This window comes from Streptomyces scabichelini (assembly GCF_011045015.1).
GTDB lineage: Bacteria > Actinomycetota > Actinomycetes > Streptomycetales > Streptomycetaceae > Streptomyces > Streptomyces scabichelini.
In genome coordinates this window covers 23,636-48,836 of sequence record NZ_JAAKZY010000046.1, presented here as the reverse complement: position 1 = coordinate 48,836, position 25,201 = coordinate 23,636, and the positions used below count along the sequence as shown (strand labels likewise).

The 25,201-nt window shown below is 69.0% G+C and carries 24 protein-coding genes; 8 read left to right on the top strand and 16 right to left on the bottom strand.

Annotated elements, in window-relative coordinates; translation table 11 throughout:
* Positions 1–24: 24 nt before the first annotated feature.
* Genes G5C60_RS16915 through G5C60_RS16905 form a run of 3 tightly spaced genes read right to left on the bottom strand, consistent with a single transcriptional unit; the run spans position 25 to position 3,034 of the window.
* Positions 25–930: an ATP-binding cassette domain-containing protein gene (locus G5C60_RS16915; protein WP_165260003.1), complete on the bottom strand. Its 906-nt coding sequence runs from the start codon at positions 928–930 to the stop codon at positions 25–27.
* Positions 931–938: 8 nt separating this feature from the next.
* On the bottom strand, positions 939–2,015 hold the full coding sequence (locus G5C60_RS16910) for an ABC transporter permease (RefSeq protein ID WP_165260001.1): 1,077 nt from the start codon (positions 2,013–2,015) through the stop codon (positions 939–941).
* Entirely contained in the window at positions 2,015–3,034 is a 1,020-nt protein-coding gene (locus G5C60_RS16905; protein WP_165259999.1) for a sugar ABC transporter substrate-binding protein, read from the bottom strand. The genes G5C60_RS16910 and G5C60_RS16905 overlap by 1 nt, the downstream gene beginning before the upstream one ends.
* A 310-nt stretch (positions 3,035–3,344) precedes the next feature.
* Here G5C60_RS16905 and G5C60_RS16900 point away from each other — a divergent pair, with 310 nt between their 5' ends.
* Complete coding sequence (locus tag G5C60_RS16900) at positions 3,345–4,358, top strand: LacI family DNA-binding transcriptional regulator (protein WP_165259997.1); 1,014 nt, start codon at positions 3,345–3,347, stop codon at positions 4,356–4,358.
* Positions 4,359–4,469: 111 nt separating this feature from the next.
* Here G5C60_RS16900 and G5C60_RS16895 read toward each other — a convergent pair whose 3' ends face one another.
* From G5C60_RS16895 to solA, 12 genes are read right to left on the bottom strand one after another with little or no spacing between them, the layout of a single operon-like run.
* Positions 4,470–5,753 carry an NAD(P)/FAD-dependent oxidoreductase gene (locus G5C60_RS16895; protein WP_165259995.1) on the bottom strand — a complete coding sequence of 428 codons (1,284 nt, stop codon included), beginning with the start codon at positions 5,751–5,753 and terminating at the stop codon, positions 4,470–4,472.
* A 48-nt stretch (positions 5,754–5,801) separates the two neighbouring features.
* A complete protein-coding gene (locus tag G5C60_RS16890) occupies positions 5,802–6,467 on the bottom strand; it encodes a haloacid dehalogenase type II (RefSeq protein WP_165259993.1) in 666 nt (221 codons plus the stop codon).
* A gap of 57 nt (positions 6,468–6,524) precedes the next feature.
* On the bottom strand, positions 6,525–7,463 hold the full coding sequence (locus tag G5C60_RS16885; RefSeq protein ID WP_165259991.1) for an aldo/keto reductase: 939 nt from the start codon (positions 7,461–7,463) through the stop codon (positions 6,525–6,527).
* Positions 7,460–8,917, bottom strand: a complete 1,458-nt coding sequence (locus G5C60_RS16880) for an aldehyde dehydrogenase family protein (RefSeq protein WP_165259989.1) — start codon at positions 8,915–8,917, stop codon at positions 7,460–7,462. The genes G5C60_RS16885 and G5C60_RS16880 overlap by 4 nt, the downstream gene beginning before the upstream one ends.
* Entirely contained in the window at positions 8,914–9,867 is a 954-nt protein-coding gene (locus tag G5C60_RS16875) for a succinylglutamate desuccinylase/aspartoacylase family protein (protein WP_165259987.1), read from the bottom strand. Before G5C60_RS16875 ends, G5C60_RS16880 begins: the two co-directional genes overlap by 4 nt.
* Positions 9,868–9,891: 24 nt before the next feature.
* Entirely contained in the window at positions 9,892–11,274 is a 1,383-nt protein-coding gene (locus G5C60_RS16870; RefSeq protein ID WP_165259985.1) for an aminotransferase class III-fold pyridoxal phosphate-dependent enzyme, read from the bottom strand.
* Positions 11,271–12,137: an ABC transporter permease gene (locus tag G5C60_RS16865; RefSeq protein ID WP_165259983.1), complete on the bottom strand. Its 867-nt coding sequence runs from the start codon at positions 12,135–12,137 to the stop codon at positions 11,271–11,273. Before G5C60_RS16865 ends, G5C60_RS16870 begins: the two co-directional genes overlap by 4 nt.
* Positions 12,134–13,027, bottom strand: coding sequence for an ABC transporter permease (locus tag G5C60_RS16860; protein WP_165259981.1), 894 nt, complete (start codon positions 13,025–13,027; stop codon positions 12,134–12,136). Before G5C60_RS16860 ends, G5C60_RS16865 begins: the two co-directional genes overlap by 4 nt.
* 3 nt (positions 13,028–13,030) lie before the next feature.
* Positions 13,031–14,170 carry an ATP-binding cassette domain-containing protein gene (locus G5C60_RS16855; RefSeq protein ID WP_165259974.1) on the bottom strand — a complete coding sequence of 380 codons (1,140 nt, stop codon included), beginning with the start codon at positions 14,168–14,170 and terminating at the stop codon, positions 13,031–13,033.
* A complete protein-coding gene (locus G5C60_RS16850; protein ID WP_338145841.1) occupies positions 14,163–15,122 on the bottom strand; it encodes an extracellular solute-binding protein in 960 nt (319 codons plus the stop codon). Before G5C60_RS16850 ends, G5C60_RS16855 begins: the two co-directional genes overlap by 8 nt.
* Complete coding sequence (locus tag G5C60_RS16845; RefSeq protein WP_241266855.1) at positions 15,109–16,260, bottom strand: M14 family metallopeptidase; 1,152 nt, start codon at positions 16,258–16,260, stop codon at positions 15,109–15,111. The genes G5C60_RS16850 and G5C60_RS16845 overlap by 14 nt, the downstream gene beginning before the upstream one ends.
* A gap of 2 nt (positions 16,261–16,262) precedes the next feature.
* On the bottom strand, positions 16,263–17,402 hold the full coding sequence (gene solA, locus G5C60_RS16840; protein ID WP_165259970.1) for an N-methyl-L-tryptophan oxidase: 1,140 nt from the start codon (positions 17,400–17,402) through the stop codon (positions 16,263–16,265).
* 288 nt (positions 17,403–17,690) lie between these two features.
* Between solA and G5C60_RS16835 the strand changes: the two genes are divergently transcribed.
* A complete protein-coding gene (locus G5C60_RS16835) occupies positions 17,691–18,437 on the top strand; it encodes an IclR family transcriptional regulator (protein ID WP_165260017.1) in 747 nt (248 codons plus the stop codon).
* A gap of 70 nt (positions 18,438–18,507) precedes the next feature.
* Here G5C60_RS16835 and G5C60_RS16830 read toward each other — a convergent pair whose 3' ends face one another.
* On the bottom strand, positions 18,508–19,785 hold the full coding sequence (locus tag G5C60_RS16830) for an NAD(P)/FAD-dependent oxidoreductase (protein ID WP_165259968.1): 1,278 nt from the start codon (positions 19,783–19,785) through the stop codon (positions 18,508–18,510).
* A 220-nt stretch (positions 19,786–20,005) separates the two neighbouring features.
* On the opposite strand from G5C60_RS16830, the gene G5C60_RS16825 reads away from it, so the two are divergent.
* The 6 genes from G5C60_RS16825 to G5C60_RS16800 all read left to right on the top strand — a co-directional run bounded on the left by G5C60_RS16825 (position 20,006) and on the right by G5C60_RS16800 (position 25,176).
* Positions 20,006–20,686, top strand: a complete 681-nt coding sequence (locus G5C60_RS16825; RefSeq protein WP_165259966.1) for a haloacid dehalogenase type II — start codon at positions 20,006–20,008, stop codon at positions 20,684–20,686.
* A 241-nt stretch (positions 20,687–20,927) separates the two neighbouring features.
* On the top strand, positions 20,928–21,608 hold the full coding sequence (locus G5C60_RS16820; RefSeq protein WP_165259964.1) for a GntR family transcriptional regulator: 681 nt from the start codon (positions 20,928–20,930) through the stop codon (positions 21,606–21,608).
* Positions 21,609–21,708: 100 nt separating this feature from the next.
* The gene (locus tag G5C60_RS16815) at positions 21,709–22,185 is read left to right on the top strand and encodes a RidA family protein (protein WP_165259962.1); all 477 of its coding nucleotides are present in this window, start codon (positions 21,709–21,711) and stop codon (positions 22,183–22,185) included.
* 122 nt (positions 22,186–22,307) lie between these two features.
* Complete coding sequence (locus tag G5C60_RS16810; protein ID WP_165259960.1) at positions 22,308–23,414, top strand: alanine racemase; 1,107 nt, start codon at positions 22,308–22,310, stop codon at positions 23,412–23,414.
* A gap of 81 nt (positions 23,415–23,495) precedes the next feature.
* A complete protein-coding gene (locus G5C60_RS16805; protein ID WP_165259958.1) occupies positions 23,496–24,230 on the top strand; it encodes an SDR family NAD(P)-dependent oxidoreductase in 735 nt (244 codons plus the stop codon).
* Positions 24,231–24,432: 202 nt separating this feature from the next.
* Positions 24,433–25,176 (top strand): IclR family transcriptional regulator, encoded by a 744-nt coding sequence (locus G5C60_RS16800; RefSeq protein ID WP_165260015.1) that lies wholly within the window; start codon positions 24,433–24,435, stop codon positions 25,174–25,176.
* The last annotated feature ends 25 nt before the right edge of the window (positions 25,177–25,201 follow it).

Sequence of the window (25,201 nt, the reverse complement as noted above, 5' to 3'; positions counted from 1 at the left end):
CGTACGCATGCGGCGACGCCGTTGTCAGGAAGGTGAGACCTCGGACGAGGCCGCGACCGATGCGGTGAGGTCCTTCTCCTCGGGGAGTTTCTCGACGTCGACGCCGCGGACCTGTGCCAACTCGTGCTTGAGCGCGGCCAGTTCGGCGCCGCCGGCCATGTGGTTGGTGAGTTCTTCGAGGCTGACCTGGTCGCGGGAGGCGGAGAGTTCCATGGTGCCCAGGCGCAGGACGCTGAAGTGGTCGCCGACCATGTAGGCGTGGTGGGGGTTGTGGGTGATGAAGATGACGCCGAGGCCGCGGTCGCGGGCGGCGGCGATGTACTTGAGCACGACGCCGGACTGCTTGACGCCGAGGGCGGCGGTGGGCTCGTCCAGGATGAGGACGCGGGCGCCGAAGTAGACGGCGCGGGCGATGGCCACCGACTGGCGCTGGCCGCCCGACAGGGTGCCCAGGGGCTGTTCGAGGTCGTCGAGGACGATGCCCATGGCGCGCAGTTCCTCGTCCGCGGTCTTCTTCATGCGGTTGATGTCGAGGCGGCGGATCGGCCAGGGGCCCTTGGTCATCTCGGAGCCGAGGAAGAAGTTGCGCCACACCGGCATCAGCGGGACGGTCGCCAGGTCCTGGTAGACCGTGGCGATACCGGCGTCCAGGGCCTCGCGGGGAGTGGAGAAGCGCACCGCCTGGCCGTCGACGAGGAACTCGCCCTCGCTGTGTTGGTGCAGGCCGGAGATGATTTTGATGAGGGTGGACTTGCCGGCGCCGTTGTCGCCCAGCACGCAGGTGACCTTGCCGGGGTGGACTTCGAGGTCGACGCCGTGCAGGGCGCGGATGTTGCCGTACGACTTGCCCGCGGCCTTCAGTTCGACGACCGGGGCGTCGTCCGGGGCTTCCGTGTCCTTGGTGAGGGTGTTGTCGTGGGTCGTTGTCATGGGGTGGGTCACCTCCGGGTCGCCGCGTTGCGGACCCACAGATTGACGAGGGTGGCGCCGAGCAGCATCACGCCGAGGAAGGCCATGAACCAGTCGGGGTTCCAGCCGGCGTAGACGATGCCCTGCTGCACCATGCCGAACATGAAGGCGCCGAAGACCGGGCCGATCGCGGAGCCGGAACCGCCGGTCAGGAGACAGCCGCCGATGACGGCCGCGGCGATGTAGATCAGCTCCTGGCCGACGCCCTCGCCGGACTGCACGGTGCTGAAGGAGAACAGCTGGTGCATGCCGACGAACCAGGCACCGAAGCCCACCAGCATGAACAGGGAGATCTTGGTGAAGGTCACCGGCACACCGACCGCGCGGGCGGAGTCCTTGTTGCCGCCGACCGCGAAGATCCAGTTGCCGTACTTGGTGCGCAGCAGCACCCACGTGGCGAGGGCTGCGAAGGCCAGCCACCACACCACCGTGATCTTCACCTCGACGTCGCCGACGTCGAAGGTCGAGGAGAAGAGTGCCTTGGCCTGGTCGAAGCCGTCCATGTCGCTGATGCCGTCGGTCGCGACATTGCCGGTGACCAGCTTGGTCACCGCGAGGTTGGCGCCTTGCAGGATCAGGAATGTGCCGAGGGTGACCAGGAAGCTGGGGAGCCCGGTCCTGACCAGCAACCAGCCGTTGAAGAAGCCGATCCCCAGCGACACCAGGAGCGCGGCGATCACGCCCACCCAGACGTTCGTGGTCAGCTGGTAGCTGAGCATGGCCGCGGTGAGCGCCGAGGTGATCACCGCGACGCCGGACGACAGGTCGAACTCTCCGCCGATCATCAGCAGGGCCACCGGCAGGGCCACGATCCCGATCGTCGACGACTGGTAGAGGATGTTGGCCATCGAGCTGCCGTCGCGCACCGGCGGCGCCGCGACGAGGAAGAACACGAACACCGCGACGGCCCCGAGGAAGACGCCCACCTCGGGCCGGGCCAACAGCCGGACGGCCAGGGGACGTTGCGCGGTCCGGCCGTCGGTCTCCTTCGGGCCGGGAGCCGGCGGTGTGTCCACCGCCGGCTCAGCCTGTTGGGTCACGCTCATCACCGGGTGCCCTTCGCGGCGAACTTGGCGACGGTCTCGACGTTGGACTTGTCGACGAAGGCCGGGCCGGTCAGCACCGGCTGCTCACCGCCGCCGGGGAAGTTGCCGTTGTTCTTGTAGAGCCACATGGTGTCGATCGCGAGGTAGCCCTGGAGGTAGGGCTGCTGGTCGACGGCGAACTCGATGTCGCCCTTCTCGATGGCGCCGGTGAGGTCCTTGTTGAGGTCGAAGGTGGCGACCTTGGCCTCGCTGCCCGCGTCGGAGGCTGACTGTACGGCCGTCAGCGCGAAGGGGGCGCCGAGGGTGACCACCTGGTCGATGGAGGTGTCCTGCTTGAGCTTGGCGGTGATGGTCGACTTCACGGACGGCATGTCGTTGCCGTTGACGTACAGGTTCTCCGTCTTGCCCTTGAAGGTCTTCTTCACCCCGGCACAGCGCGCCTCCAGGCCCACGTGCCCCTGGACCTGGACCACACAGACGGCCTTCTTCGCGCCGGTCTCGTTCAGCTTCTCGCCGAAGGCCTCACCGGCGACTCCCTCGTCCTGGCCGAAGAACGACAGCAGGTTCTGTGCCTTCCACTGGTCCATGCCGGAGTTGAAGCCCACCACCGGGATGCCCGCCTTCACCGCCTTGGCCACCACGCTCTTCATGGCGTCCGGCTTGGCCAGGGTGACCGCGATGCCGTCGACCTTCTGGTCGATCGCGTTCTGCACGAGGTTGGCCTGGTTGGCGGCGTTCTCGTCGTTGGAGTAGATGAGCTTGACGTTGTCCTTGGCGGCGGCCGCCTGGGCGCCCTTGCGGATGATGTCCCAGAAGGTGTCGCCGGAGGGCGCGTGGGTGACCATCGCGATCGTCATGCGCGGTGTGGAGGCCTTGCCGGCGGAGATGTTGCCGGCGCTCTCCTCGGCCTTCTTCCCGCCCGAGTCGCTGGAACAGCCCGCGAGGGTCAGGGCGGCCACGGCGGCCACGGCCACTGCAGGGACGATTCTGCGCGAGCGGGGAAGCGGTGTGCGGGTCATGGGCGTGCACCTCACTGTGCATGGAGCTGGAGTGGAGAGGGGGATCCGCGGATTTCGGGTGGGCCGCTGGAGAGGAGTGGCGATCAAGGCGGCGATCAAGGCCTCGGGAGCGGGTGGCGGAGCGAGGAGGCCGATGTCCAGGCGCGAGGCCGTTGTAGGGCCTCGCGCTCACTGGCTGAGTTCATTAGAACAACAGGACAATTTAAAGCGCTTTAAGTCCTGGTACTATCAGCCTTGTTTCGCGATCGTGTCAAGGGCGTTGCACGAGGAGATTTGCCGCGCGGAGGAACAAGTGGACGACAGTGGTTTCATGCGTCACCGCAACAGCGGGAACAAGCGCCCTCGGCTGGAGGACGTGGCCGCGCAGGTGGGCGTGTCCACGGCGTCGGTGTCCCTGGTGCTGCGCGGCGTGCCCGGCCCCAGCGAGCGGACCCGGCAGCGTGTGCTCAAGGCGGCTGCCGACCTCGGCTACCAGGTGGACCGCACCGCCAGCACGCTGGCCAGCAGGCGCAGCCGGCTCCTCGGTGTCATGGTCGACATCCGCAGCCCGTTCCACGCCGAACTGGTCGAGCATCTGCACACCGCGGCCGAGGAGGTGGGCTACGACCTCGTCCTGAGCACGCTCACCCGCACCCGCGACGAACAGACCGCGGTGGAGACACTGCTGGCCTTCCGCAGCGAGGCACTGATCCTGCTCGGCCCGACCTCGCCCGCCGACATGCTCGCCACCCTCGACAACAAGGCCCCCGTCATCGCCGTCGGCCGCCGCATCGCCGACGCCACCCTGGACGTCGTACGCACCGCGGACGACGACGGCGTGGGCCAGATCGTCGACCATCTGGTGGGCCTCGGACACCGTGCGATCACGTACGTCGACGGCGGCAAGGGCGTCATCGCCACCGACCGGCGCCGCGGCTACCGCACTGCCATGCGCCGCCACGGACTGGGCGAGCACATTCGGGTTCTCACCGGAGACCAGACCGAGGCGGCCGGCGAGCACGCCGCCCGCCACCTCCTCCACGGTCCTCAACTGCCCACCGCGGTCGTCGCGTTCAACGATCAGTCCGCCATCGGAGTGCTGACCGCCCTGACCCGTGCCGGCGTCGCCGTCCCGGGCCGGGTCTCCGTCGTCGGCTACGACGACGACACGCTCTCCCGGCTGAGCTGCTTCAACCTGACCACCGTCAGCCAGAGCGCCCAGGAACAGGCCCGGCACGCGGTGACCGCCGCGGTCGAGCGCCTCGACCAGGACCGCACCGAACCTCGCGAGGTCGTCCTCACCCCACGCCTCGTCGTGCGGGGCACGACGGCCGAACCTGCGTGAAGGCAAGTGGCTCGCAGGAAGGCCTCGAAGTACGCCGTGTCCCGAAACTGTGGGGGCCTCCGCGACCACCTCGCGAAGGCCCCCGCAGTGTCACCGCTGCCGCCCGTCGGCTCAGCTGAACCGGTCCTTGGCTTTGTAGTAGGCGCCGCCGAACGGCAGGAACCAGGGCGTGCCGTTGTAGAAGGGGACGGGGACCTTGGGGAAGCCGAATCCGCGCAGCGGGTTGGCCTCGGGCTTGCCGTCCATCATCTCGGCGACCGCGCGGCCCATGTAGGTGGCCATCTGGACGCCGTGGCCGCAGTAACCCATGGAGTAGTACAGGCCGTTGACGTCACCGGCGTGCGGGATGCGGTCCCAGGAGAAGCCGACCATGCCGCCCCACACATAGTCGATCCGCACCCCGGCGAGCTGCGGGAAGATCTCCGTCATCTCCCGCTTCAGGATGTCTCCGCTCTTGATGTCGGAGGCCGGGTCGGAGGGGGCGAAGCGGGCTCGGCCGCCGAAGGCGAGGCGGTTGTCGGGGGTGAGGCGGACGTAGTGGCCGACGTTCTTGTGGGCGACCAGCAGGCGGCCGTTGGGGATGAGCTCCTTGGCTCGCTCGTCCCCCAGCGGCTCGGTGACGATGATGAAGCTGCCGACGTTGATCAGCCGCTTGCGGAACCACGGCATCGACTTGTCGGTGTAGGCGTCCGTCGCCGCCATGACCTGCTTGGCACGGATGGTGCCGTGCAGGGTCTCGACCAGGAAGCCTCCGCCGGGGAGGCGGGTGAGGCCGGTGGCCGCGTTGCGCTCGTGGATCACGGCGCCGGCACGCTCGGCGGCGTCTGCCAGGCCGCCGACGAACTTGCCCACGTGCAGACCCGCGCTGAGCGGGTCGAGCAGGGCACCGTGGTAGTAGTCGGTGCCGAGCTCGGCCCGCAGTTCGCTCTTGCTCAGGACGACCGTCTCGTGGCCGAAGTTGTCGGCCAGGTCGCGCTGCTTGGCCCGCAGGCCCTCGAAGTGCCCGGGCTTGCAGACCGCGCCGAGGCGCCCTGAGCGGTTGAAGTCGCAGTCGATGTTCTCGGTGCGGGTGAGCTCCTCGACGACGTCGACCGCCTCGCGGAAGGCGTCGTACAGCTCACGGGCCCGCTCCTGCCCGAAACGCTTGCGCGCCTCGGCGGGGCTGATGGTGATGCCCTGGGTGCACATGCTGCCGTTGCGCCCGGAGGCGCCCGAGCCCACCTTGTCCTTCTCGACCAGGACGACCCTGGCTCCCTTGCGGGCGGTGTGGTAGGCGGTGGACAGGCCGGTGAGGCCGCCGCCGATCACCACCACATCCGCCTCGTCGGGCAGGTCCTTTCCGGAACGGTCGGGCAGGGCGGGGGCTGTGTCCAGCCAGTAGGGGATCTGCTTCATGGCGTGCGTCCTCTGTGTTCTCGGTCTGTTTCGCCGGTGCGCTGTCGGTCAGCAGCCGAGGAGCTTCGGCAGACCCGACAGGTCGGGCAGCTCGTCGTACGGCTGGTAGTCGGCGCTGCCGAGGCGGCCGTAGCGGTTGATCCACACCCGGCGCTTCAGGCCGAGGTCGCGGGTCGGGATGTGGTCGTACTCCCAGCCCTGGGCGGTGTGGATGACCTGGGACGGCTCGACGCCCATGGTCTTGAAGGCGTACTCGAAGGTCTGGCGGTCCGGCTTGTAGGCGCCGGCCTGCTGGGCGGTGATGACGTAGTCGAACTCCACGCCGATGTTCTCGACGTTCCGCGCGATCATGTTGTCGTCGGTGTTGGAGATGATGGCGATCTCGTACTTGGTCTTCAGCCGACGCAGCGCGTCCGGGACCTCCGGCCAGGGACCGAAGGTGGGGACGGCCTCGACCAGGGCGTCACCGTCGGACTCGCGGTACTCCAGGCCGTGCAGACGCATGGCGTTGCGCAGACTGGAGTGCAGGATCTCGTGGTACGGGCGGTAGGCCTCCAGGACGGCCTGGAAGCGCATGACGCGGAAGTCGTCGAGGAACTCGTCGATGTCCAGGTTGTCCAGGTCCAGCCGGTCCTCGATGACCTTCAGGGTCGTGGGGCCGAGCTCGAAGTCGATCAGGGTCGCATAGGCGTCGAAGGTGACGATCTCTCGCATGGTGTTCGCCTCAGTCTCGCGGGTTTCCGGATTTTCCAGGGGGTGGAGTGGGGGGCTTCAGACGACGCGTTCGCCGGGGGTGACGATCGCGTCGAGTGCGGCCAGGTCGGCCGGGTCGGGGATCCAGCCGGCCGCCGCCGCGTTGGCGGTGACCTGTTCGGGGGTCATGGCGCCACAGATGACGGAGCCGACGGCGGGGAGCGCGGCCAGTGCGCCCACGGCGACCTGGAGGAGGGTGAGTCCTCGTTCGGCGCCGTACGCGGTGAGCGCCTCGGCCTTGTCGAGGGCCGCGTCGGTGAGCCAGCCCTGCCGCCAGGACAGGCGGCTGCCGGGCGGGGGCTGCTCGTCGCGCCGGTACTTGCCGCTGAGCAGGCCGTTGGCCAGCGGGTAGTAGGGCAGCAGTCCGACGCCGTGGCGCAGGCAGGCCGGGATCAGCTCCTGCTCCACGCCTCGGTCGAGCAGGTGGTAGCGGGCCTGGGTGGAGACGAAGGCGTCGGTGAGGTCCTCGGCCGGGAGGTTGGAGCAGCCGATGTACCGGATCTTGCCCTCGTCGACCAGTTCCCGGAGCGCGGCCACCGTCTCCTCCAGCGAGGTGACGCCGTCCGGCTCGTGGTACTGGTACAGGTCGATCCAGTCGGTCCCGAGCCGGCGCAGTGACGCCTCCACCGCGTGCCGGAGGTAGGCAGGTGCCCCGCGCGGCCCGTACAGGTCCGCGTCCCTGCCCATCTCCATACCGAACTTGGTGGCGAGCACGACCTCGTCGCGGCGCCCCTTGAGGGCGGCGCCGAGGAGCCGTTCGCCGTCACCGCGCCCGGTGCCGCTCTCCCCGCGCCCGCCGTACATGTCGGCGGTGTCGAAGAGGGTGATCCCGGCGTCGAGGGCGGCGTGGACGACGGCCTTCGTTCCGTCCTCGTCGAGGCGGGCGCCGAAGTTGTTGCCGCCCACCCCGACCACCGAGACGGCCGGGCCGCGTTCACCGAGCGTGCGGTATCTCATGACCGGTTCCCGAACCCGATGCAGACGTTCTTCGTCTGCAGGTAGCTGCCCAGGCCTTCGAGGCCCTTCTCCCGGCCCCAGCCGCTGTGCTTGTAGCCGCCGAAGGGGAGTTCCACGCCGGTGCCGACGCCGGTGGCGTTGACGTAGACCTGGCCGGCCCGGATGCCTTCGGCCAGGCGCATCGCCTTGTCGATGTCACGCGTCCAGACGTACGAAGCCAGGCCGTAGGGGCTGTCGTTGGCGATGTCCAGGGCCTCGTCGGCGTCGTCGAACTCGATGACGGTGACGACGGGGCCGAAGATCTCCTCGCGGGCGCACCGGGCGTCGTTGGTCAGGCCGGTGAGGACGGTCGGCTCGACGTAGTAGCCGTCGGCCAGGGCCGGGTCGGACGGCGCACCGCCGACGCGGACCGTCCCGCCCTCCTGCCGGGCCACGTCCAGGTAGCTCAGCACCCGGTCGCGCTGCCGGGCGGCGACGAGCGGCCCGACGTCCGGGTCGGTGAGGCCCGGGCCGACGCGCAGTGAGGCGGCGTGCGAGACCAGCTTGTCGAGGAACTCCTCGGCGCCGCGCTGGAGCAGCAGCCGGGTGCCGGCCGAGCAGGTCTGGCCGGCGTTGCCGAACGCCGAGGCGGCGACGGCAGCGAGCGCCAGGTCGAAGTCGGCGTCGGCGAAGACGACGACCGGGGACTTGCCGCCCAGCTCCGTGACGGAGGGCACCACGTTGGCGGCGGCCGCCTGGGCGACCTTGATGCCGGTGGGTACCGAGCCGGTGAAGGTGACCTGGTTGATGTCCGGGTGCCCGGCGAGGGCCGCGCCGGTCTCGCCGTCACCGGGGACGACGTTCAGGACGCCCGGCGGAAGACCGCACTCCAGGGCGATCCGGCCGATCTCCAGGGGGGTGAGCGGCGCCTCTGGGGAAGGCTTGAGCACCACCGTGCAGCCCGCCGCCAGTGCCGGAGCCGAGCCCCGAGCGGTGTTCTGCAGCGGGTAGTTGAACGGGATGATCTGGCCGGAGACACCGATCGGCTCACGGACGGTGTAGTCGATCAGGCCGGGGCCGAGCGGGATCGTCGTGCCGCCGAGCTTGTCGGCGGCGCCCGCGTAGAACTCGAAGTAGCGGGCCGCCGCTTCGACATCGGCCTTGGCCTGGCTGAGCGGCTTGCCGACGTCCTGGCTCTCCAGGCGGGCCAGCCGTTCGCCCTGGTAGCGGATGGCTTCGGCGATCCGGTACAGGATCCGCCCCCGGTCGGCGGCACGCATGCGGGCCCACTCGGGAGAGGCGAAGGCCGCTCTCGCCGCCGCCACCGCCTGGTCCACGTCCGCCTTGCCGGCCAGCGCCACCTGGGCGATGGCCGTCCCGTCGGAGGGGTCGAGGACCGTGAAGAAGCGGCCGTCGGCGGCGGGGACGTGCTTGCCGTCGATGAGCAGTTCGGTCACCTGCGGTTCGCCGGTCATGGCCGGATCTCCCCGAGGACCTCGCCGAAGATGACGACCTCGTCGCCGGGGCGGACGGTGCGGATCCGGCGGACCCAGAGCACGATGCCGTCCTGCGGGGCGGTGACCTCTTCCAGCTTGTTGCCGTAGTGGTCGACGATGGTGGCGATCAGATCGCCTTCCTTGCAGGTCTCCCCCGGCTCGGCGCGAGCGACGAAGAAGCCGCCGGAGGCGGAGCGCGCGAAGGTGCCGGAGACGGTGGTGTAGGTGTCTCGCAGCTCCGCCTCGCCGTCGATCAGGCCGAGGCTGCGCAGGACGTTGCGGATCGAGTTCATGTGCGTCTCGACGTTGGTCTCGCGGTACGTGCCGCCGCCGACCTCGATGGTGATGGCGGGCTTGCCGGCCGCGAGCGCGGGATGGCGGACCGTGCCGCCCCACTTGCCGCCCTTCCAGACCAGCTCGTGACCGGCGGCGAGGGCGAGGTCCGTCGCAAGGTCCTCGTAGCCGCCCTGGAGGATGACCAGCGGGGCGATCTCGCCGTAGGCGCCTCCGGTGTGCAGGTCGACCACGGCGTCGACGGCGGGGACGACCTGCTCGACGAAGGTGGCGGCCAGGCGCTGGGAGTACGAGCCCTCCGCGTCACCGGGGAAGATGCGGTTGAGGTTGAGGTGGTCGATGCCGCTGGCGCGGGCGGCGGCCTCGAAGGCCGGGGTGTTCAGGCAGGGGATGCCGACGACGGTGCCGCGCAGGGTCGCCGGGTCGATCTCGGCGAGGACCCGGCGGACGGCTTCCTGGCCGTCGTACTCGTCGCCGTGCACGCCCGCGTCCACACACAGGACCGGGCCGTCCTGCATGCCGTTGACGACGATCAGCGGAATACCGAGCTCCACGCCGTAGCTGCTGGTGCCGACCGGGATGAGGCCCTGGGCGCGCTCGCCTGGAGCGACGGTCAGCGGACCGATGGAGTACATGTGGTTCCTTTCGAAGAACATGGATCAGACGCGGGCGGACGCCTCGGCGAGGGTCTCCGCGAGGATGTCGGCGATACGGTCCAGGAGGGCGCGGTCGCTGATCAGCGGGGGCGCGATCTGGACCAGCGGCGCGGACCGGTTGTACACGCGGGCCAGCAGGCCGGCCTCACGCAGTCGGCGCGGGATCAGGTCGACGATCAGGCCGGCGCGGGCAAGGTCGCTGAAGCCGCCGTCGTCGAGGTCGCCGACGAGTTCGCAGGAGTAGAAGAACCCGGTGCCGCGGACGTCGCCGACGATCGGCAGGTCCGTGAGGGACTCCATGCGCTTCGCGAGGTGGTCCTGGAGGCCGCGGACGTTCTCCAGGATCCGGTCGCGCTCCATGATCTCCAGGTTGCGCAGGGCGATGGCCGCGCTCAGCGGGTGACCGGCGAAGGTGTAGCCGTGGTTGAGGACCGCGCCGGGCCTGTTGATGACGTCAACGACGCGGTTGCTGACGAGAGTTGCTCCCATGGGGGCGTATCCGGCGGTGATGCCCTTGGCGACGGTGACGATGTCCGGGCGGGCGCCGTAGCGGTCGCCGCCGAACCACTCGCCGACCCGGCCGAAGGCCGTGATCACCTCGTCGGCGACGAGCAGGAAGCCGTACCGGTCGGCCAGGGCCCGCAGACCCTGCCAGTACCCCTTGGGCGGGGTGATGCAGCCGCCGCGGTTCTGCACCGGCTCGGCGATGAGCATGGCGACGTTCTCCGGGCCCTCGGCCAGGATCGCGGCCTCCAGCTCGGCGAGCAGCCGGGCCGTGTACAGGTCGTCGTCCGCGTACTCCGGTGCGAGGCCGAGGCGGTTGGTGTTGGACACGAACCGGGTGTCGATCGCCGGCGGGCCGTACGGCTCCGTCAGGCCGGGGTCGTCGGTGAGCGACAGGGTGCCGATGGTCAGCCCGTGGTAGGCGCCGCGCCGGGCGATCGCCTTGGTGCGGCCCGGCTCGCCGCGCAGGGCGTGGTAGCGGCGGGCGATCTTCCAGGCGGTCTCGACGGCTTCGGCGCCGCCGCTCGAGAAGAAGGTGTGCTCGATGTCCACGGGGGCGATCCGGGACAGCCGCTCGGCGAGTTCGATCGCCGCCGGATGCGCGGAGCCGGTCCACAGCGGGCTGTAGCACAGCTCGCGCAGTTGCCGCTCGGCGGCCTCGGCGAACTCGGGGCCGTAGGAGTAGCCGAGCTGGCAGCAGTACAGCCCTGACAGGCCGTCGATGTAGCGCCTGCCGTCCGCGTCGTCGACGTACGGGCCCTCCCCTCGCCGGACGACGAGAAGGTCCTCGCCCTCGGGGCCGAGCGAGCCGTTGGCAGTCATGTTCAGCAGCAGGTGCCGCTGGGCGGTGGCGGCGGTCAGCTGAACGGTGGCGGCGGTCATACGGCCTCACCTCCCGGAGCTGCGACTCCGACCGTGTTCTCGACCGACAGCAGGGAGTCCTGCCGTCCGGAGCCGAGCCAGCGCACCAGGGCCACCAGGCCGAGGGCGAGGATCGCGAAGGCGATGAGGATCGCGCTGATCGCGGTGACGCTGGGGTCGATCTCGAAGGTGAGGGAGTTGTAGACCTGCACGGGCAGGGTGACGGTGTCGACGGAGGAGAGGAACTGGGAGATGTAGAACTCGTCGAAGCTGGTGATGAAGGAGAAGATCGCCGCGGCGATCATTCCGGGCGCGGCGAGGGGGAAGGTGATCCGCCGGGCTATGGTCAGGCGGCCGGCACCCATGCTGGCGGCGGCGTCCTCGAGGCGTTCGTCGATGCCGCGCAACGTCGCGATGAGGATGAGTACCGCGATCGGTGAGGCCAGCACGGTGTGGCCCAGCGCGATGGCGATCGGGCTGCCCAGCATCGCGGCGGGCTCGAAGAGCAGGAACAGGCCCAGCGCGGTGACGATCTGCGGGATGACCAGCGGTCCGAGGACCAGGGCGTAGACCGCGGAGCGCAGCGGGAGTTCGCTGCGTGTGAGGGCGGTCGCCGCGGTCACCCCGATGATCAGTGAGAAGACGGTGCTGATAGCGGCGACCAGGGCACTCAGGGAGAGCGCGGCCGGCCATTTGCTGCCGTCGGCGAACAGCGCCTTGTACCAGTTCAGCGTCCAGGTGTCGGGCGGGAAATCGGCGAAGGCGTTGTTGCTGAAGGAGGTGACGAGGATGACGACGATCGGCAGTGCCAGGAACAGCAGGATCACGGTGGCGACGGCGGTCAGGGCGATCCGCCCGGCGAGGGTTCTGCGCAGCTCCATCATGACGCGCTCCTCTTCTTACGGCTGGCGCCGAGGGAGCTGACGAGCTTGACCAGCAGCAGTCCGGCGAGGGTGAGCAGCAGCAGGATGACTCCCTGGGCGGCTGCCTGGTTCCACTGGTTTTCCTTGGTCACCTGCTGGTTGATGAGGGTGGCGATCATCGTCTGGTTGGGTCCGCCCATCAGGGCGGGGGTGATGTAGTAGCCCAGCGACAGGATGAAGCTGAGCAGTCCGGCGCTGGCCAGGCCGGGGGCGACCAGCGGCAGGTAGACGCGGCGGAAGATCGTCACGCGTCCGGCGCCCATGCTGGCCGCCGCGGCGAGCAGGCGGCGGTCCACGCCGCGCATCACCCCGTACAGCAGCAGCACCGTGTAGGGCAGCATCATGGAGGTGGTGCCGATGACCACGCCGAGCTCGTTGTAGAGCAGCTGGTGCGGCGTCCCCGGTACCGACAGGGCGGCCAGGGTCTCGTTCACCAGGCCCTTGTCGCCGAGCAGGATGATCCAGCCGTAGGTGCGCACCAGGGCGCTGATGAAGTGCGGGACGACCACGATCAGCATGGCCAGCGCGGCCCACATCGGTTTGAGCCGGGAGATCGCATTGGCCAGGAGGAACCCGAAGACCAGGCTGAGCAGTGCCGTCTCCGCCGAGATCCGCAGCGTGGTGAACAGGACGGACAGGTTGACCCCGGTCAGCGCCTCGGCGTACCAGTGCAGGGTGAGCGATCCGTCGGCGTTCTTCAGACTGAGGAACAGCGTGCTGAAGATCGGGTAGACGAACAGCACCAGCAGATAGACGACGACCGGCAGCGCGTAGAGGATCCCGACCCGGGTCTTGCGCGAAGCCAGCAGCTTGCGCGGACGGGCGGGGGCGGTGGCGGTGAGGGCGGCCATGGCTCACCCTCCCTGTTCGCCGGTGAAGAGGTTGACGTCCTCGGGGTCGGCGGTGATCCCGACCCGCTCGCCGGCGACGGGGCCCCGGCCGGCCGGTACCTCCAGGCGCAGCAGCGGCGTCTCCCCGCCGTCGACCCGCACGCCCGCGCGGACCAGAGTGCCCACATACGTGGCGGTCTCCACCGTGCCGGTACAGAAACCGTCGTCGGTGGCACAGGCCCGCAGCCGGCCCGGCTGCACGGCGGCCTTGACCGCCGCACCGGTGCCCAGCTGGTGGCGGCGCGCCTTCAGCAGGCCGCCACTTTCGTCGAGGCGGACCAGGGTGTGCTCGTCGGTGTGCTGCTCGATGCGGCCGGGCAGGAAGTTGGCCGCGCCGAGGAAGTCCGCGACGAAGGGAGTCCTCGGCCGCTCGAACAACTCCCTGGGGGTGTCGAACTGCTCGATCAATCCGTTGCGCATCACCGCGATGCGATCCGAGAGGACCAGCGCCTCTTCCTGATCGTGCGTCACATAGATGACGGTCAGGCCGAGTTCCTGCTGGATGGTCTTGATCTCGACCTGCAGCTGGTCACGCAGCTTCTTGTCCAGCGCGCCCAGCGGCTCGTCCATCAAGATCACCGGCGGGCGGTAGACCAGCGCCCGGCACAACGCGACACGCTGCTGCTGACCACCGGACAGCTCGCGCGGCTTACGGCCGCCGAACCCGGACAGACCGGCGATCTCCAGCGTCTCCCCGACCCGCCTGCGGATCTCGTCCTTCGACACGCCGCGCAGGGTGAGCGGGAAGGCGACGTTCTCGCTCACGGTCATGTGCGGGAACAGCAGGTACTGCTGGAAGACAAACCCGAGGCCGCGCTTCTGCGGCGCGAGCCGGGTCACGTCACGGTCCCCGACGGTGATGGTGCCGGAGTCCGGTTCGCAGAACCCGGCAATCATCATCAGGGTCGTGGTCTTGCCCGACCCCGAAGCGCCGAGGAAGGTGACGAACTCCCCGGCCGCGATCTCCATGGACGCCTCGTCGACCGCGACGACATCCCCGTACGTCTTGCGCAGGGCCACCACCGACAGCGCTTTGCCCGTCGCGGTGGCCGGCGTGCCGCCGGCCACCTTCACCGACGGTGTGACCACACCGAATTCAGTCACGAGCCCACTCCAACCAGCGCTCGGTGACGGCCGCTTCGTTCTTCAGCCACCAGTCGATGTCCGTGTCGAAGCCCTTGTCGTAGTACTTCGGCGCACCCGCGAGCGCGTTGCGCTCGTCCTCGGTGAGCTTGGCGTAGGCCAGCGGGGAAGCCGGGTTCAACGGGAAGGCCTTGGCCAGGCCGGCCTGGATCTCGGCGCGCAGCGCGAAGTCCATGAGCTGGTGGGCGGCGTCCGCGTTGGCCGCGCCCTTGGCGATGGCGTAGCCCGAGAACTGGCGGCGCATGCCGTTGAGCTGCCGTGCGACCGGCACGCCCTGCTTCTGCAGATCGGCGATCCGGCCGTCCCAGACGGTCGACATCGTCACCTCCTCACGGCTCAGCAGCACACCGGGCAGCGGGCCGCTGTCCCAGAACTTCTTGATGTCGGCCTGCAGCCGGGTCAGCACCTTGAAGGCGCGGTCCACATCGAGCGGGTACAGCTTGTCCATCGGGACGCCGTCGGCCAGCAGCGCGAACTCCAGCTCGGGCAGGTCACCGTCCGGGCTGACCATCGAACGGCCGCCCTTGAACGCCTTGGTGTCCCAGAAGTCCTCCCACGACTCGGGCTTGCGGCCACCGAAGGCATCGGTGCGGTACGCGATGCACTGGCCGTAGAAGCCGTAGCCGATGGCATGGTCGGTGATCTGGTTGTCGGGGATCTTCGCGCTCTTCAGGCTCTTGATCCGGTCGGGGTCCAGCGTCTCCAGGGCGTCCTGCTTCACGTACTTGTGGTGAGACATCATCGAGTTGTTGATGAGGTCGCACTGCGGGCGGCCCTGCTTGATCTGGGCGAGCAGCGGGGCGTCGTCCACGTTGAGCACCTTGACACTGATGCCGGTCTCCTGCGTGAACGGCGTGTAGATCGCCTTCTGCAGGGCCGCACCGAAGGAACCGCCGCTGTCACGGACGATCACCGTCTTGCCGCCCTTCCCACCGGTGCCGGTGGAAGCGCTGCGGCTGGTACCGGTGCCGCAGGCGCTGAGGGCGGTCGCGGCGGCGAGACCCGCCGTGGCTCCGCCTATTCCTCGCAGGAACAGTCTGCGGTCTATACGGGCATCTTTCATTGTGTGCCTCCCACGGGACGGCGAGTGCGGCGAGTTCGGTGCCGGGGGCGACGGTGAGGCCGTGCATGCCGTAGAAGATCCGGCCGCCGGCCGGGGCCTGGACCGTGTACTCCGTCCCGTCGGCCGGGTCGACGATGCGGCCGAGGACATCGCCCTCCGCCACTTCGCCGATGACGTCGGCGTCGAAGGAGAACTCCGGGTACCACAGGCCGGTGGCCTCGGCGGTGACACCGGCGGACCAGACCCACTCGCGGATCGGCGCCGGAGCGGAGCCGGCCTGGTCGAGGACGCCCAGATGGCGCAGTGCCCCCAGCAGACCGTCGACGCGGCGCAGGGCCGTGGGCTCGTCCCGCTGCCCGAGTGAGCCCACCTCGACGAGGACCGCCGAGATGCCCCGGCGGGCGGCGGCCGCGTGGCTGTTGCCGCCCTCGGGCGTCAGCCCGAGGATGACGTCCTCGATGCCGAAGGAGCCTGCCAGCCCGGCCGTCGCCTTGTCGAGGTCCGGGTCACCGGTGAGGCGGTAGCCGACGAAGTCCCGCAGGACCTGGTCGATGCCGCCACAGTGCAGGTCGACGTACACGTCGGCACCGTCGACCAGGTTCGCGAAGAGCCAGGCGGCCAGCCGCTCGGTGGGGCCGCCGTCCGGGTCGCCGGGAAAGACACGGTTGATGTTCACGCCGTCGACCGGGGAGACGTTGAGCCGGCCCTGGTACACCGCGTTGGGGTTGGCGACCGGACAGACGATGACCTGTCCGTGCACCTCGCCGGGTTCCAGCAGGTCTGCCAGGCGGACGGTGGCGTCGATCGGCGTGAACTCGCCGCCGTGCACTCCCGCGGTGATGACGACCCGCGGGCCGGGGCGGGTGCCGTTGACCAGGGTCAGCGGGATGTCCGCGGTGAGGGTGCCGAGGTCGGCCCGGACGGTGCCGCGCGCCTTGGTGCCGGGCCGGGCCTCCAGGGAGCCGACGGAGAGGGTGGCGTCGGTCATGGTCATGCCTCCGTGCGGCCGACGGTGGAGATGAAGTCGATGGGCTGGGGCGAGGTGCCGTCCAGCGCGAGGTCGGCGGCGATGTCGCCGAAGGCGGGCGAGAGCTTGAAGCCGTGGCCGGAGAAGCCGGCGAGCAAGATGACGTTCTCGGTGCCGGGCAGCGGGCCGACCAGCGGGCGGCTGCTCTCGGTGTAGCCCTCCATGTAGACGGAGAGCCGGGTCGGGTCCGGGTGCAGGTCAGGCATGTAACGCCCGATCAACTCGGAGAAGATCTCCAGCTCTTCCGGCCGCACCGTCCTGTCCAACTGGTTCGGGTCGCCCGCAGGGCGGTGCAGAGCGCGGGAGAGACCGAGCTTGACGGAGATGCCGTCCGGGGAGGGCAGGCCGTAGCAGTGGGTGGGTGCCGTACGGATGAAGGCGGGGCGCTCCTCGCCGAACCAGGCCTCGGGGGTCGTGGGCACGTACCAGGCGCTGACGAGGCGGCGGACGTCCACCTCCCACGGCAGGTCGGGCAGCAGGTCGTTGACCCAGGGGCCGGGGGTGACGACGGCGGTGTCGAAGCGCTCGCTGCCGGCGTCGGTGCGGATCTCGACGCCGTTCGCGACGGGGACGATCTCGCGGACCGCGCTGTAGCGGTGGATGACGGCGCCCAGTTGCTCGGCGCGGCGGGCGGCTGTCTGGATGGTCAGCTCCGGGCGGATGAATCCGGCGCGGCGGTCGAGCACGGCCGCATCGTCGTCTTCGACGCGGTATTGGGGGAATCGTTTCGCCAGAAGCTCGGCATCCAGCACTTCGTGTTCGAGGTCGTGCTCCGCGATGGACTGCAGGACGGTGGCCATCTGGTGGTGCTCGGTCGGCCCCATCAGCACACACCCGGTCAGCCGGCGCAGCTCGCGGCCGGTCTCCTGCTGAAGCTGCTCCCACAGGGCGTCGGCGTGCTTGAGCAGCGGGACGTAGCGGGAGTCCTCGAAGTGCGCGCTGCGGAAGATCCGGGTCTCACCGCCGGCGGCGCCGCGGTCGTGGCCGGGGGCGAAACGGTCGTATCCGACGACCTCGGCGCCTCGCGCCGCCAGCCGCCAGGCGGCCTGGCTGCCCATCGTTCCGACGCCGACGACGGCGACGCGCTTCCTGGCAGCTGACACTGGACTTTCCTTTCGTATCGCCGAGGCGCATGCTGGGCGCCCGACGTGAGGCTTTTCGATTTCCAGGTGGTTTGGACGGGGCCGGGCCCTTTCTTCGGACCCTCGGCTCACAGCCGCCGTGTCTCCGCGGTATCGGCCCGCTTCTTCGGGATTTCCTCCCGCCTAGGCCGTGCCACATTGTGGAACGCTGTGCTAGAATCTGGCACAGACAATGACAGTGGCTCGGACGGGAGTCAAGAGGGTGTTCATCGGAAATTCCGAGGATTAACAGGGGGAAATCGGATGGAAATGAAGAGCGTGACCAGGTCGCTGCGAATCCTGGAGGCGGTCGCCCAGCATCAGCCGGTCACCGTCGGGGAGTTGACGAAACTCTTCGGTCTCCCCAAGTCGACCGTGCAGCGCACCCTGGTCACACTGGCCGAGGCAGGCTGGCTGCGCGCGAACCGCAAGGACACCACCCGCTGGGAGATCGGCGCCCGGGTGCTGGCCGTACGACCCGCCGCCCTCCAGGGTTCCAGTCTGTTCGCCGCCGCCCGCGAACCCATGATCCGGCTCCGGGACGCGGTGAACGAGACCATCCACCTGTCGGTGCCCGACGCACTGCAGTGCATGGTCGTGGTGGACCGCGTCGACTGCGACCACCCCGTACGGACCTTCCACACCATCGGCGACACCTCTCCGCTGCACGCCACCGCCGTCGGGCGCGCCGTCCTCGCCCACGCCCCGCAGCGGGACGTCGACGAGCTCGTCACGCGGGGACTGGAGCGTTTCAGCGACACGACCCCCGCCGACCCCGACGAACTGGGCGCCGAGCTGGACCGGATCCGCACCGACGGCTACGCGATCAACCAGAACCAGTTCCGGCCGGGCGTCTGCGCCCTCGCCGCACCCGTGCTCGACGAAAGCGGGACACCGCTCGCCGCCGTGGCGGTCTCGATGCCCGACTCCCGGTACGACGCGGACCGGGTGCCCGAGTGGGGCGGCCTCGTCGCCGGCACAGCAGCGGAGATCAGCGGGCGCCTGCTGGGCCCCTGACGGAAGGCGGTGGCCCAGAAGGACCCCGGACCGGCAAGCACCGCCCATCTGTCCGGTCCTTGTCTCACGCCTACTTGATGAGGTCCTTGAACTTGTAGTAGGCGCCCGCGAAGGGCAGGAACCAGGGCGGGCCGAAGTGGCCCGGGATCCGTCGGAAGGGCAGGTCTCGCCAGGGGTTGGCGGTCGGCGTCCCGTTCATGTACTCGGCCATCTGCCTGCCCATGTGCGTCGCCATCTGCACGCCGTGGCCGGAGTAGCCGAGCGAGTAGAACAGTCCGTCCTGCTCGCCCGCGTGCACCATGCGGTCCATGCTCATGTCGACCAGGCCGCCCCAGCAGTAGTCGACGCGCGCGTTCGTGAGCTGCGGGAAGACCTCGGTCATTGCCTTGTGCAGGATGCGCCCGCTCTTCGCGTCCGACTGCTGGTTGGACATGGCGAACCGGGCGCGTCCACCGAACAGCAGCCGGTGGTCCGGAGTGATCCGGAAGTAGTTCAGCAGGTTCAACGTGTTCGATGCCATCCGCCGGTTCGGCAGCAGCATGTCGCAGACGTCCTTGCCGAGCGGCTCGGTCACGATGATGAAGCTGCCGACGGGCGCGATCCTGACCTGCTGCCAGCGGAACGGCCGGCGGGTGTGGCCGCTGGTCGCGACGAGCACCTGGTCGGCCTCGACGGCCCCGCGCGGAGTGACCAGCTCGTGCCGCGTGCCGCCCAGCCGCTCGACCCTCTCGACCGGTGCCTTCTCGTGAATGGTGACGCCGATCCTCGCGGCCGCCTCGGCGAGACCCTTGGTGAACTTGCCGACGTGCAGCCCCGCGCTCTTGGCGTCGACCATCCCGCCGTGGAAGCGGTCGGAGCCGATCTCGGAGTGGATCTCGCTCCTGGGGATCAGCCGGGTCTCGACCCCGAGCCGGCCGGACATGATCTCGTGGGTCTTGCGCAGGCCCCCGAAGTGAGCCGGTTTGGACGCCAGGACCAGCTTTCCCGTGCGGGCGAAGTCGCAGTCGATCCCCTCTTCGGCGATGAGCTTCTCAAGGGTGTCGACCGCGTCGTGATAGGTCATCAGATGCTGTTTGGCGGTGTCGAAGCCGTAGCGGGAGATCGCGTCGTGGAACCCGATCGACAAGCCCGTGGTGGCCATGCCTCCGTTGCGTCCGGATGCGCCGAATCCGACCGTTTCCTTCTCGAAGACATGCACGTGGGCGCCCTTGCGCGCCAGGTGCAGTGCCGTCGAGAGGCCGGTCAGGCCGGCACCGATGATCGCCACGTCGACGCGCCCACCGATCTCGGTCCGGGATCGGTCCGGCCCCTGGGGAGCGGTGTCGAGCCAGTAGGGAGTGAACTTCATGTCGCTGCTCTCTCCTGCCAGTGCCGTTCGCTGTGAACGCACATGGGTCAGGCCCTTTTGAGGTCCGCCGCCGGAAGGCTGCTCGCTGCCCCCTCGGACACCGGCAGAGCGGGCGAGGGGGGAGGTTCGGGGCCCGTTGACAGTTGTCGACCATACTCATATGGTCGACAATCGACAAGCGACAATCCCTGACTCTTTCGATCGGCAACTGGAGAGACCCATGGAGTTCGAGAGCAAGCCGAAGTTCGTCGCGTTCGACATGAACGGGACGCTGATCCGCTTCCGCATCAATGAGGTGATCCGCCGGGTCCTGGGCGACCGGCTCCCGGCCGAGATCGCCGACGAGTTCGTGCGGACCGGCAATCAGTACCGGATCGACGAGTGCCTCGGCGAGTACAAGCCGTTCCACCAGGTCGTGGCCCACTCGCTGGAGCGGACCTGCGCAAGGTTCGGCGTGGAGTACCGGGAGAGCGACGGTCCGGCGGTGTACGAGGAGATCCCCACGTGGGGCCCGTACCCCGGCGTCAGCGAGGCGCTGCGGCGCCTGGCCGAGGAGTACCCACTGGTGATCGTGACGAACTCCGACGACGTCCATGCGAAGCGCCTCGCGGAGAACCTCCAGGCCCCGGTCGAGGTCGTGATCAGCGCCGAGGAGATGCGGGTCTACAAGCCACGGCTCCGCTCCTTCGAGTACACGCTGGACAAGCTCGGCGTTACACCCGACGAAATCGTGTGGGTCTCGGCGAGCCCGAAGTACGACCTGCGCTCCGCGGCCGACATGGGCATCAAGAACAAGGTGTACATGGACCGCGGCTTCGAGCACGACGAGCACTGGCTCGGCTACAGGCGGATCACCGACATCGCCGACCTCCCCGTCCTTCTCGGCCTGCCGCGCCCTTGACGCCCACGTGCGGCTGTGGGTCACGGGAGCCGGTCTCCGGATCGCCGAGATCCGGAGAGGGGAAGCCGTCTCGTGACCCGCGTGGGACATGGTGCACGACCACCGGGCATGGCTCATCGATGGACCGGATCGCCCCTCACCGGACCCCACCCCGGTCGGCCGGGACCGCTCCCGAGGCATGGACGACTCGACACGCCGGAGAACCTTATATAGTCGACAAACGACCAAAGGAAGGCGAGGGATGGCCCACAAATTCGAGTGGCAGGAGCACCGGACGACGACGCCGGACGGCGTCTATCGCGTGCTGCGTGCCGCCATCCTCGACGGGACCGTACCTCCTGGTGGACAGCTGCGCGAGGCGCACATCGCCGCAGACCTCGGGATCAGCCGGTCCCCGCTGCGCGAGGCGCTGACCAAGCTGGAGGAGGAGGGGCTGATCGTGAAGATCCCCTTCCGCGGGGCGTTCGTCGTAGAGGTCAGCGCTCGCGATGTCGCCGAGATCGCCTCGGTCCGCCTACGTGTCGAGCCGTACGCCGCCGAGCTCGCGGCCGAAGCACTGCGCGGTCCTCAGCGGCCTCAGTTGCTGCAGACCGTCGAGGATCTCCACCGGGCCACCGAGAAGAACGACATCCCCGCCAGCATCGACGCGCACCTCCGCTTCCACAGGCTCTTCTACGATCTCTCGGGGCACAGCATTCTGCAGAGTCTCTGGAGTGGCTGGGAGACCAAGCTGCGCCTCTACCTCAGCGCCGATCACCGCAGTTACAGCGACCCGCACGAATTGGCCGTAGAGCACGAGAAGTTGGCCACGGTCGCGCTGGAAGGCGACATCGACGCGTTCCGCCAGGAACTGGCCGACCATTTCCAATCGGCGCTGCGAGCCCAGACGGCAGACCAAGGGGACGCGCACCCCGGCGTATGAGGTCATGCCGCCTGCGTGAAGCGTTCCGGGACGGCTGAGGGCTGTACCCGCGCGGACGGACCCTTTATTTCAATCGTCGCTCGACAGGAGCTTGTCTCGTATGGTCGACAAACGACAATCCTTCGCCTCGGCGCCGGATCGACTCGAGGCCCTCGGCCTGAACCTGCCCGTCCTCGCCAGTAGCCCGCACTACGTGAACCACCGGACGCTGGGATCCAGCATCTACATCTCGGGCCAACTGCCTTACAAAGACGGTGAGCTGCTGGGTCAGGGCACCGTCGGCCGGGAGGTCGAGCTGGAGACGGCGCGGGAGCTCGCGCGCCATGCCGCGCTCAACGCACTCGCTGCCGCCGTGCAGGCGGTGGGCAAGCTGGACCGTGTCCGGATCGTGCAGATGCTGGTCTTCGTGGCCAGTACGCCGGACTTCGGACTGCAGTCGCGGGTCGCCGACGCGGCCAGTGAACTACTCATCGAGGTGTTGGGCGAGAACGGACGGCACGCTCGCACCGCGATCGGTGTCGCCGGGTTGCCGCTCAACAGTCCGGTCGAGATCCAGATGGTCTGCACCGCGGTGTAGAGCGAGCACAACGGTGGTGTGGCGCGAGCGCGCGCGATGTCGCGCGCCGCGCACGTTCGGCATCCGCGGGCGTCGGCATTCGCGCCCCGATCATCCCCAGTCACAACCCCGAGGAGTGCAGCGTGAACCGGCTCCAGCGAGCACTCGACACCCTGGTCGAGCGAATCGACACCCCCGCGCCGATCATCCTTGTCGACGTCATGCAGGGCAACATCGACCGCATGCAGGGCTTCGCCGACCGGCACAACCTCGACGTCAGGCCGCACGTCAAGACGCACAAGTGTGTGGAGATCGGCCGACGCCAGATCGAGGCCGGCGCGGTGGGAATCACCGCGGGAAATGTCGGTGAGGCCGAGGTCTTCGCCGCGGCCGGGTTCGACGACATCTTCCTCGCCTACCCGATCTGGCCCTCGGGGACGAAAGGCGCCCGGATCCGCCGGCTCGCCGAGTCCGCCCGCCTGCGGGTCGGCGTCGACAACGTCGCGGCGATCGAGGCCATCGCCGACGCGATGGGAGATGAACCGGGCCGCCTGCAAGTCGTGATCGAGGTCGACTGCGGCGCCCGTCGTTCCGGGGCGCCGCCCGAGTTTGCGGGCGACCTCGCGCTCGCCGCCCGCAAACGCGGTCTGGTGCCGGTGGGCGTCTTCACCTATCCAGGTCACGGCAGTTCGGGTCGCGACGCTCGCAGGCGCGCCGCGCAGGACCAGGACGTAGCGCTCAGCACCGCGGTACGCAGCATGGAGGGCGTCGGAATCCCCGCAGAGGTGGTCAGCGCCGGCTCCACCCCCACCGTCGAGTTCTCGACCAGCAGCGTGATCACCGAAATCCGTCCCGGCGAGTACGTCTTCGGCGATCTGAACAACACCCGGCTCGGCGCCTGCACGGACGACCAGATCGCGCTGTTCGTCGCCGCCACCGTGGTCAGCGACTGGGTCCCCGACCAGGTCATCCTCGACGCGGGCACCAAAGCCCTCAGCCGCGAAGGCGACCTTGAGCGCGGCTACGGCCGTGTCGCCGGCACGAAGGCCTTCCTGGCCAAGCTCAACGAGTACCACGGATTCCTCGCGCTGCCCGCAGGCGAGTCCCGCCCCAGCGTCGGCACCGTAGTACCGGTGGTGCCGAACCACGTATGCCCGGTCGTCCTCGGTTTCGAGGAACTGATCGTCACCGACAGCACGGGCACGTCGCTGCAGCGATGGCCGGTCGACGCCCGCGGATTCCTCAGCTGACCTGGCCCAAGGACGAGCCCCCTGGCCGAGCACAACCCGACCGGCCTCTCCCCCTCTCCCCCCCGTAAAGGAATGTCTGACATGAGACTCAAGAACGTCGCGGCCCTGGTGACCGGCGCGAGCAGTGGCATCGGGCAGGCGGTGAGTTCCCACTTCCGCCGCGAGGGGGCGCGACTGCTGCTCACCGGCCGCAAGGAGCAACTCGACACCGCCCAGCCCGACGACCTGTACGTTCCCGGAGACCTCAATGACGAGGCATTCGTCGTGGACTTGGCCCACCAGGCCGCCGAGTCCCTCGGCACCGTCGACGTCGTCGTGCTCAACCACGGCCTCCAGGCCAGCAGCCCGCTCACCGAAATGCCCTACGCCGACGCGAAGAACGTGCTCGACAGCAACCTGCTCAGCGCGTTCCTGGTGATGAAGCACTTCGCGCCGCTGATGCCACCAGGAGGGGGCTCGTTCGTCTGCGTCAGTTCACGGCTCGGCATGGTCGGCAAGCCCGGGGAAGTCCTGTACTCCGCCGCCAAGGGAGGCCTCATCATGCTCGCCAAGGGCGCGGCGATCGAATGGGCCCCGCGCAACATCCGTGTCAACGTCGTCGCTCCAGGTCTGACCGCCACCCCGACCATCGAAGCATCGATCCAGCGCAGCCCCGACCCGGAGGCCTACCGCCGCGAGCGCGAGACCCAGATCCCGCTCCAACGCCTCGCCACACCCGAGGAGGTCGCCGACGCGGTCCTCTTCTTCGCATCGTCGGAGTCGTCGTACATCACCGGAGCGGTCCTCCCCGTCGACGGCGGGTACACCGCCTTCTGAACACCCCTGCGCCTGCGCGAACACCGACCGCCTCGTGCGCCAGGCCGTTCATCGCCGCGAAGACCATCGGACCCACTCCACCCCCATGCCATATCGTGGAACGCCGTGCTAGAATCCGGCACGGATCATGCTCATGACTCCATGACGAGAGTCAAGAGGTGACCATGACGAAGCAACGCGATTGACGGGGGCCCCGATGGAAATGAAGAGCGTCACCAGGTCACTGCGCATCCTGGAGGCGGTTGCCCGCCATCAGCCCGTGACCGTGGGGGAGCTGACGAAGCTCTTCGGCCTGCCCAAGTCGACGGTGCAACGGACCCTGGTCACGCTCAACGAGGCCGGCTGGCTGCGGGCGAACCGCAAGGACACCACGCGCTGGGAGATCGGCGCCCGCGTCCTGGCCGTACGGCCCGCGGCCCTTCAGGGCTCCAGCCTGTTCGCCGCCGCGCGGGACCCGATGATCCGGCTCCGCGACGCGCTCAACGAGACCATCCACCTGTCGGTACCCGACGCCCTGCACGGCATGGTCGTCGTCGACCGCGTCGACTGCGACCAGGCCGTACGGACCTTCCACACCATCGGCGACACCTCACCCCTGCACGCCACGGCCACCGGGCACGCGGTCCTCGCCCATCTTCCGAAGTCCGAGGTCGACGAGTTCGCGACGGGCACACTCGAGGGGTACGGCGAGGAGACCATCACCGACCCGGTTCAGCTGCGCGCGGAGCTGAACCGGGTCAGAGACCGTGGGTACGCCGTCAACCACAACCAGTACCTCCAGGGCATCTGCGCCATCGCGGCACCCGTCCTGGACGGTGAAGGCGTGCCGCTGGCCGCCGTGGCCGTCTCCCTGCCCGACTCCCGCTTCGAGCCCGGCCGACTCGCCGAGCTGGGGAAACTGGTGACCGACACCGCGGCGGAAATCACCACCCGCCACCTGCACTGAGGGGCGGCGGCCCCTGGCCGGGAGG

Excerpts from the sequence above, each read along its gene's own strand:
- G5C60_RS16910 (WP_165260001.1), bottom strand. The coding sequence starts at position 2,015 with ATGAGCGTGACCCAACAGGCTGAGCCGGCGGTGGACACACCGCCGGCT.
- G5C60_RS16880 (WP_165259989.1), bottom strand. The coding sequence starts at position 8,917 with ATGACCGGCGAACCGCAGGTGACCGAACTGCTCATCGACGGCAAGCAC.
- G5C60_RS16870 (WP_165259985.1), bottom strand. The coding sequence starts at position 11,274 with ATGACCGCCGCCACCGTTCAGCTGACCGCCGCCACCGCCCAGCGGCAC.
- G5C60_RS16900 (WP_165259997.1), top strand. The coding sequence starts at position 3,345 with ATGCGTCACCGCAACAGCGGGAACAAGCGCCCTCGGCTGGAGGACGTG.
- G5C60_RS16865 (WP_165259983.1), bottom strand. The coding sequence starts at position 12,137 with ATGATGGAGCTGCGCAGAACCCTCGCCGGGCGGATCGCCCTGACCGCC.
- G5C60_RS16800 (WP_165260015.1), top strand. The coding sequence starts at position 24,433 with ATGAAGAGCGTCACCAGGTCACTGCGCATCCTGGAGGCGGTTGCCCGC.
- G5C60_RS16835 (WP_165260017.1), top strand. The coding sequence starts at position 17,691 with ATGAAGAGCGTGACCAGGTCGCTGCGAATCCTGGAGGCGGTCGCCCAG.
- G5C60_RS16905 (WP_165259999.1), bottom strand. The coding sequence starts at position 3,034 with ATGACCCGCACACCGCTTCCCCGCTCGCGCAGAATCGTCCCTGCAGTG.
- G5C60_RS16845 (WP_241266855.1), bottom strand. The coding sequence starts at position 16,260 with ATGACCGACGCCACCCTCTCCGTCGGCTCCCTGGAGGCCCGGCCCGGC.
- G5C60_RS16830 (WP_165259968.1), bottom strand. The coding sequence starts at position 19,785 with ATGAAGTTCACTCCCTACTGGCTCGACACCGCTCCCCAGGGGCCGGAC.
- G5C60_RS16895 (WP_165259995.1), bottom strand. The coding sequence starts at position 5,753 with ATGAAGCAGATCCCCTACTGGCTGGACACAGCCCCCGCCCTGCCCGAC.
- G5C60_RS16805 (WP_165259958.1), top strand. The coding sequence starts at position 23,496 with ATGAGACTCAAGAACGTCGCGGCCCTGGTGACCGGCGCGAGCAGTGGC.
- G5C60_RS16885 (WP_165259991.1), bottom strand. The coding sequence starts at position 7,463 with ATGAGATACCGCACGCTCGGTGAACGCGGCCCGGCCGTCTCGGTGGTC.
- G5C60_RS16915 (WP_165260003.1), bottom strand. The coding sequence starts at position 930 with ATGACAACGACCCACGACAACACCCTCACCAAGGACACGGAAGCCCCG.
- G5C60_RS16890 (WP_165259993.1), bottom strand. The coding sequence starts at position 6,467 with ATGCGAGAGATCGTCACCTTCGACGCCTATGCGACCCTGATCGACTTC.
- G5C60_RS16875 (WP_165259987.1), bottom strand. The coding sequence starts at position 9,867 with ATGTACTCCATCGGTCCGCTGACCGTCGCTCCAGGCGAGCGCGCCCAG.
- G5C60_RS16820 (WP_165259964.1), top strand. The coding sequence starts at position 20,928 with ATGGCCCACAAATTCGAGTGGCAGGAGCACCGGACGACGACGCCGGAC.
- G5C60_RS16815 (WP_165259962.1), top strand. The coding sequence starts at position 21,709 with ATGGTCGACAAACGACAATCCTTCGCCTCGGCGCCGGATCGACTCGAG.
- G5C60_RS16825 (WP_165259966.1), top strand. The coding sequence starts at position 20,006 with ATGGAGTTCGAGAGCAAGCCGAAGTTCGTCGCGTTCGACATGAACGGG.
- G5C60_RS16860 (WP_165259981.1), bottom strand. The coding sequence starts at position 13,027 with ATGGCCGCCCTCACCGCCACCGCCCCCGCCCGTCCGCGCAAGCTGCTG.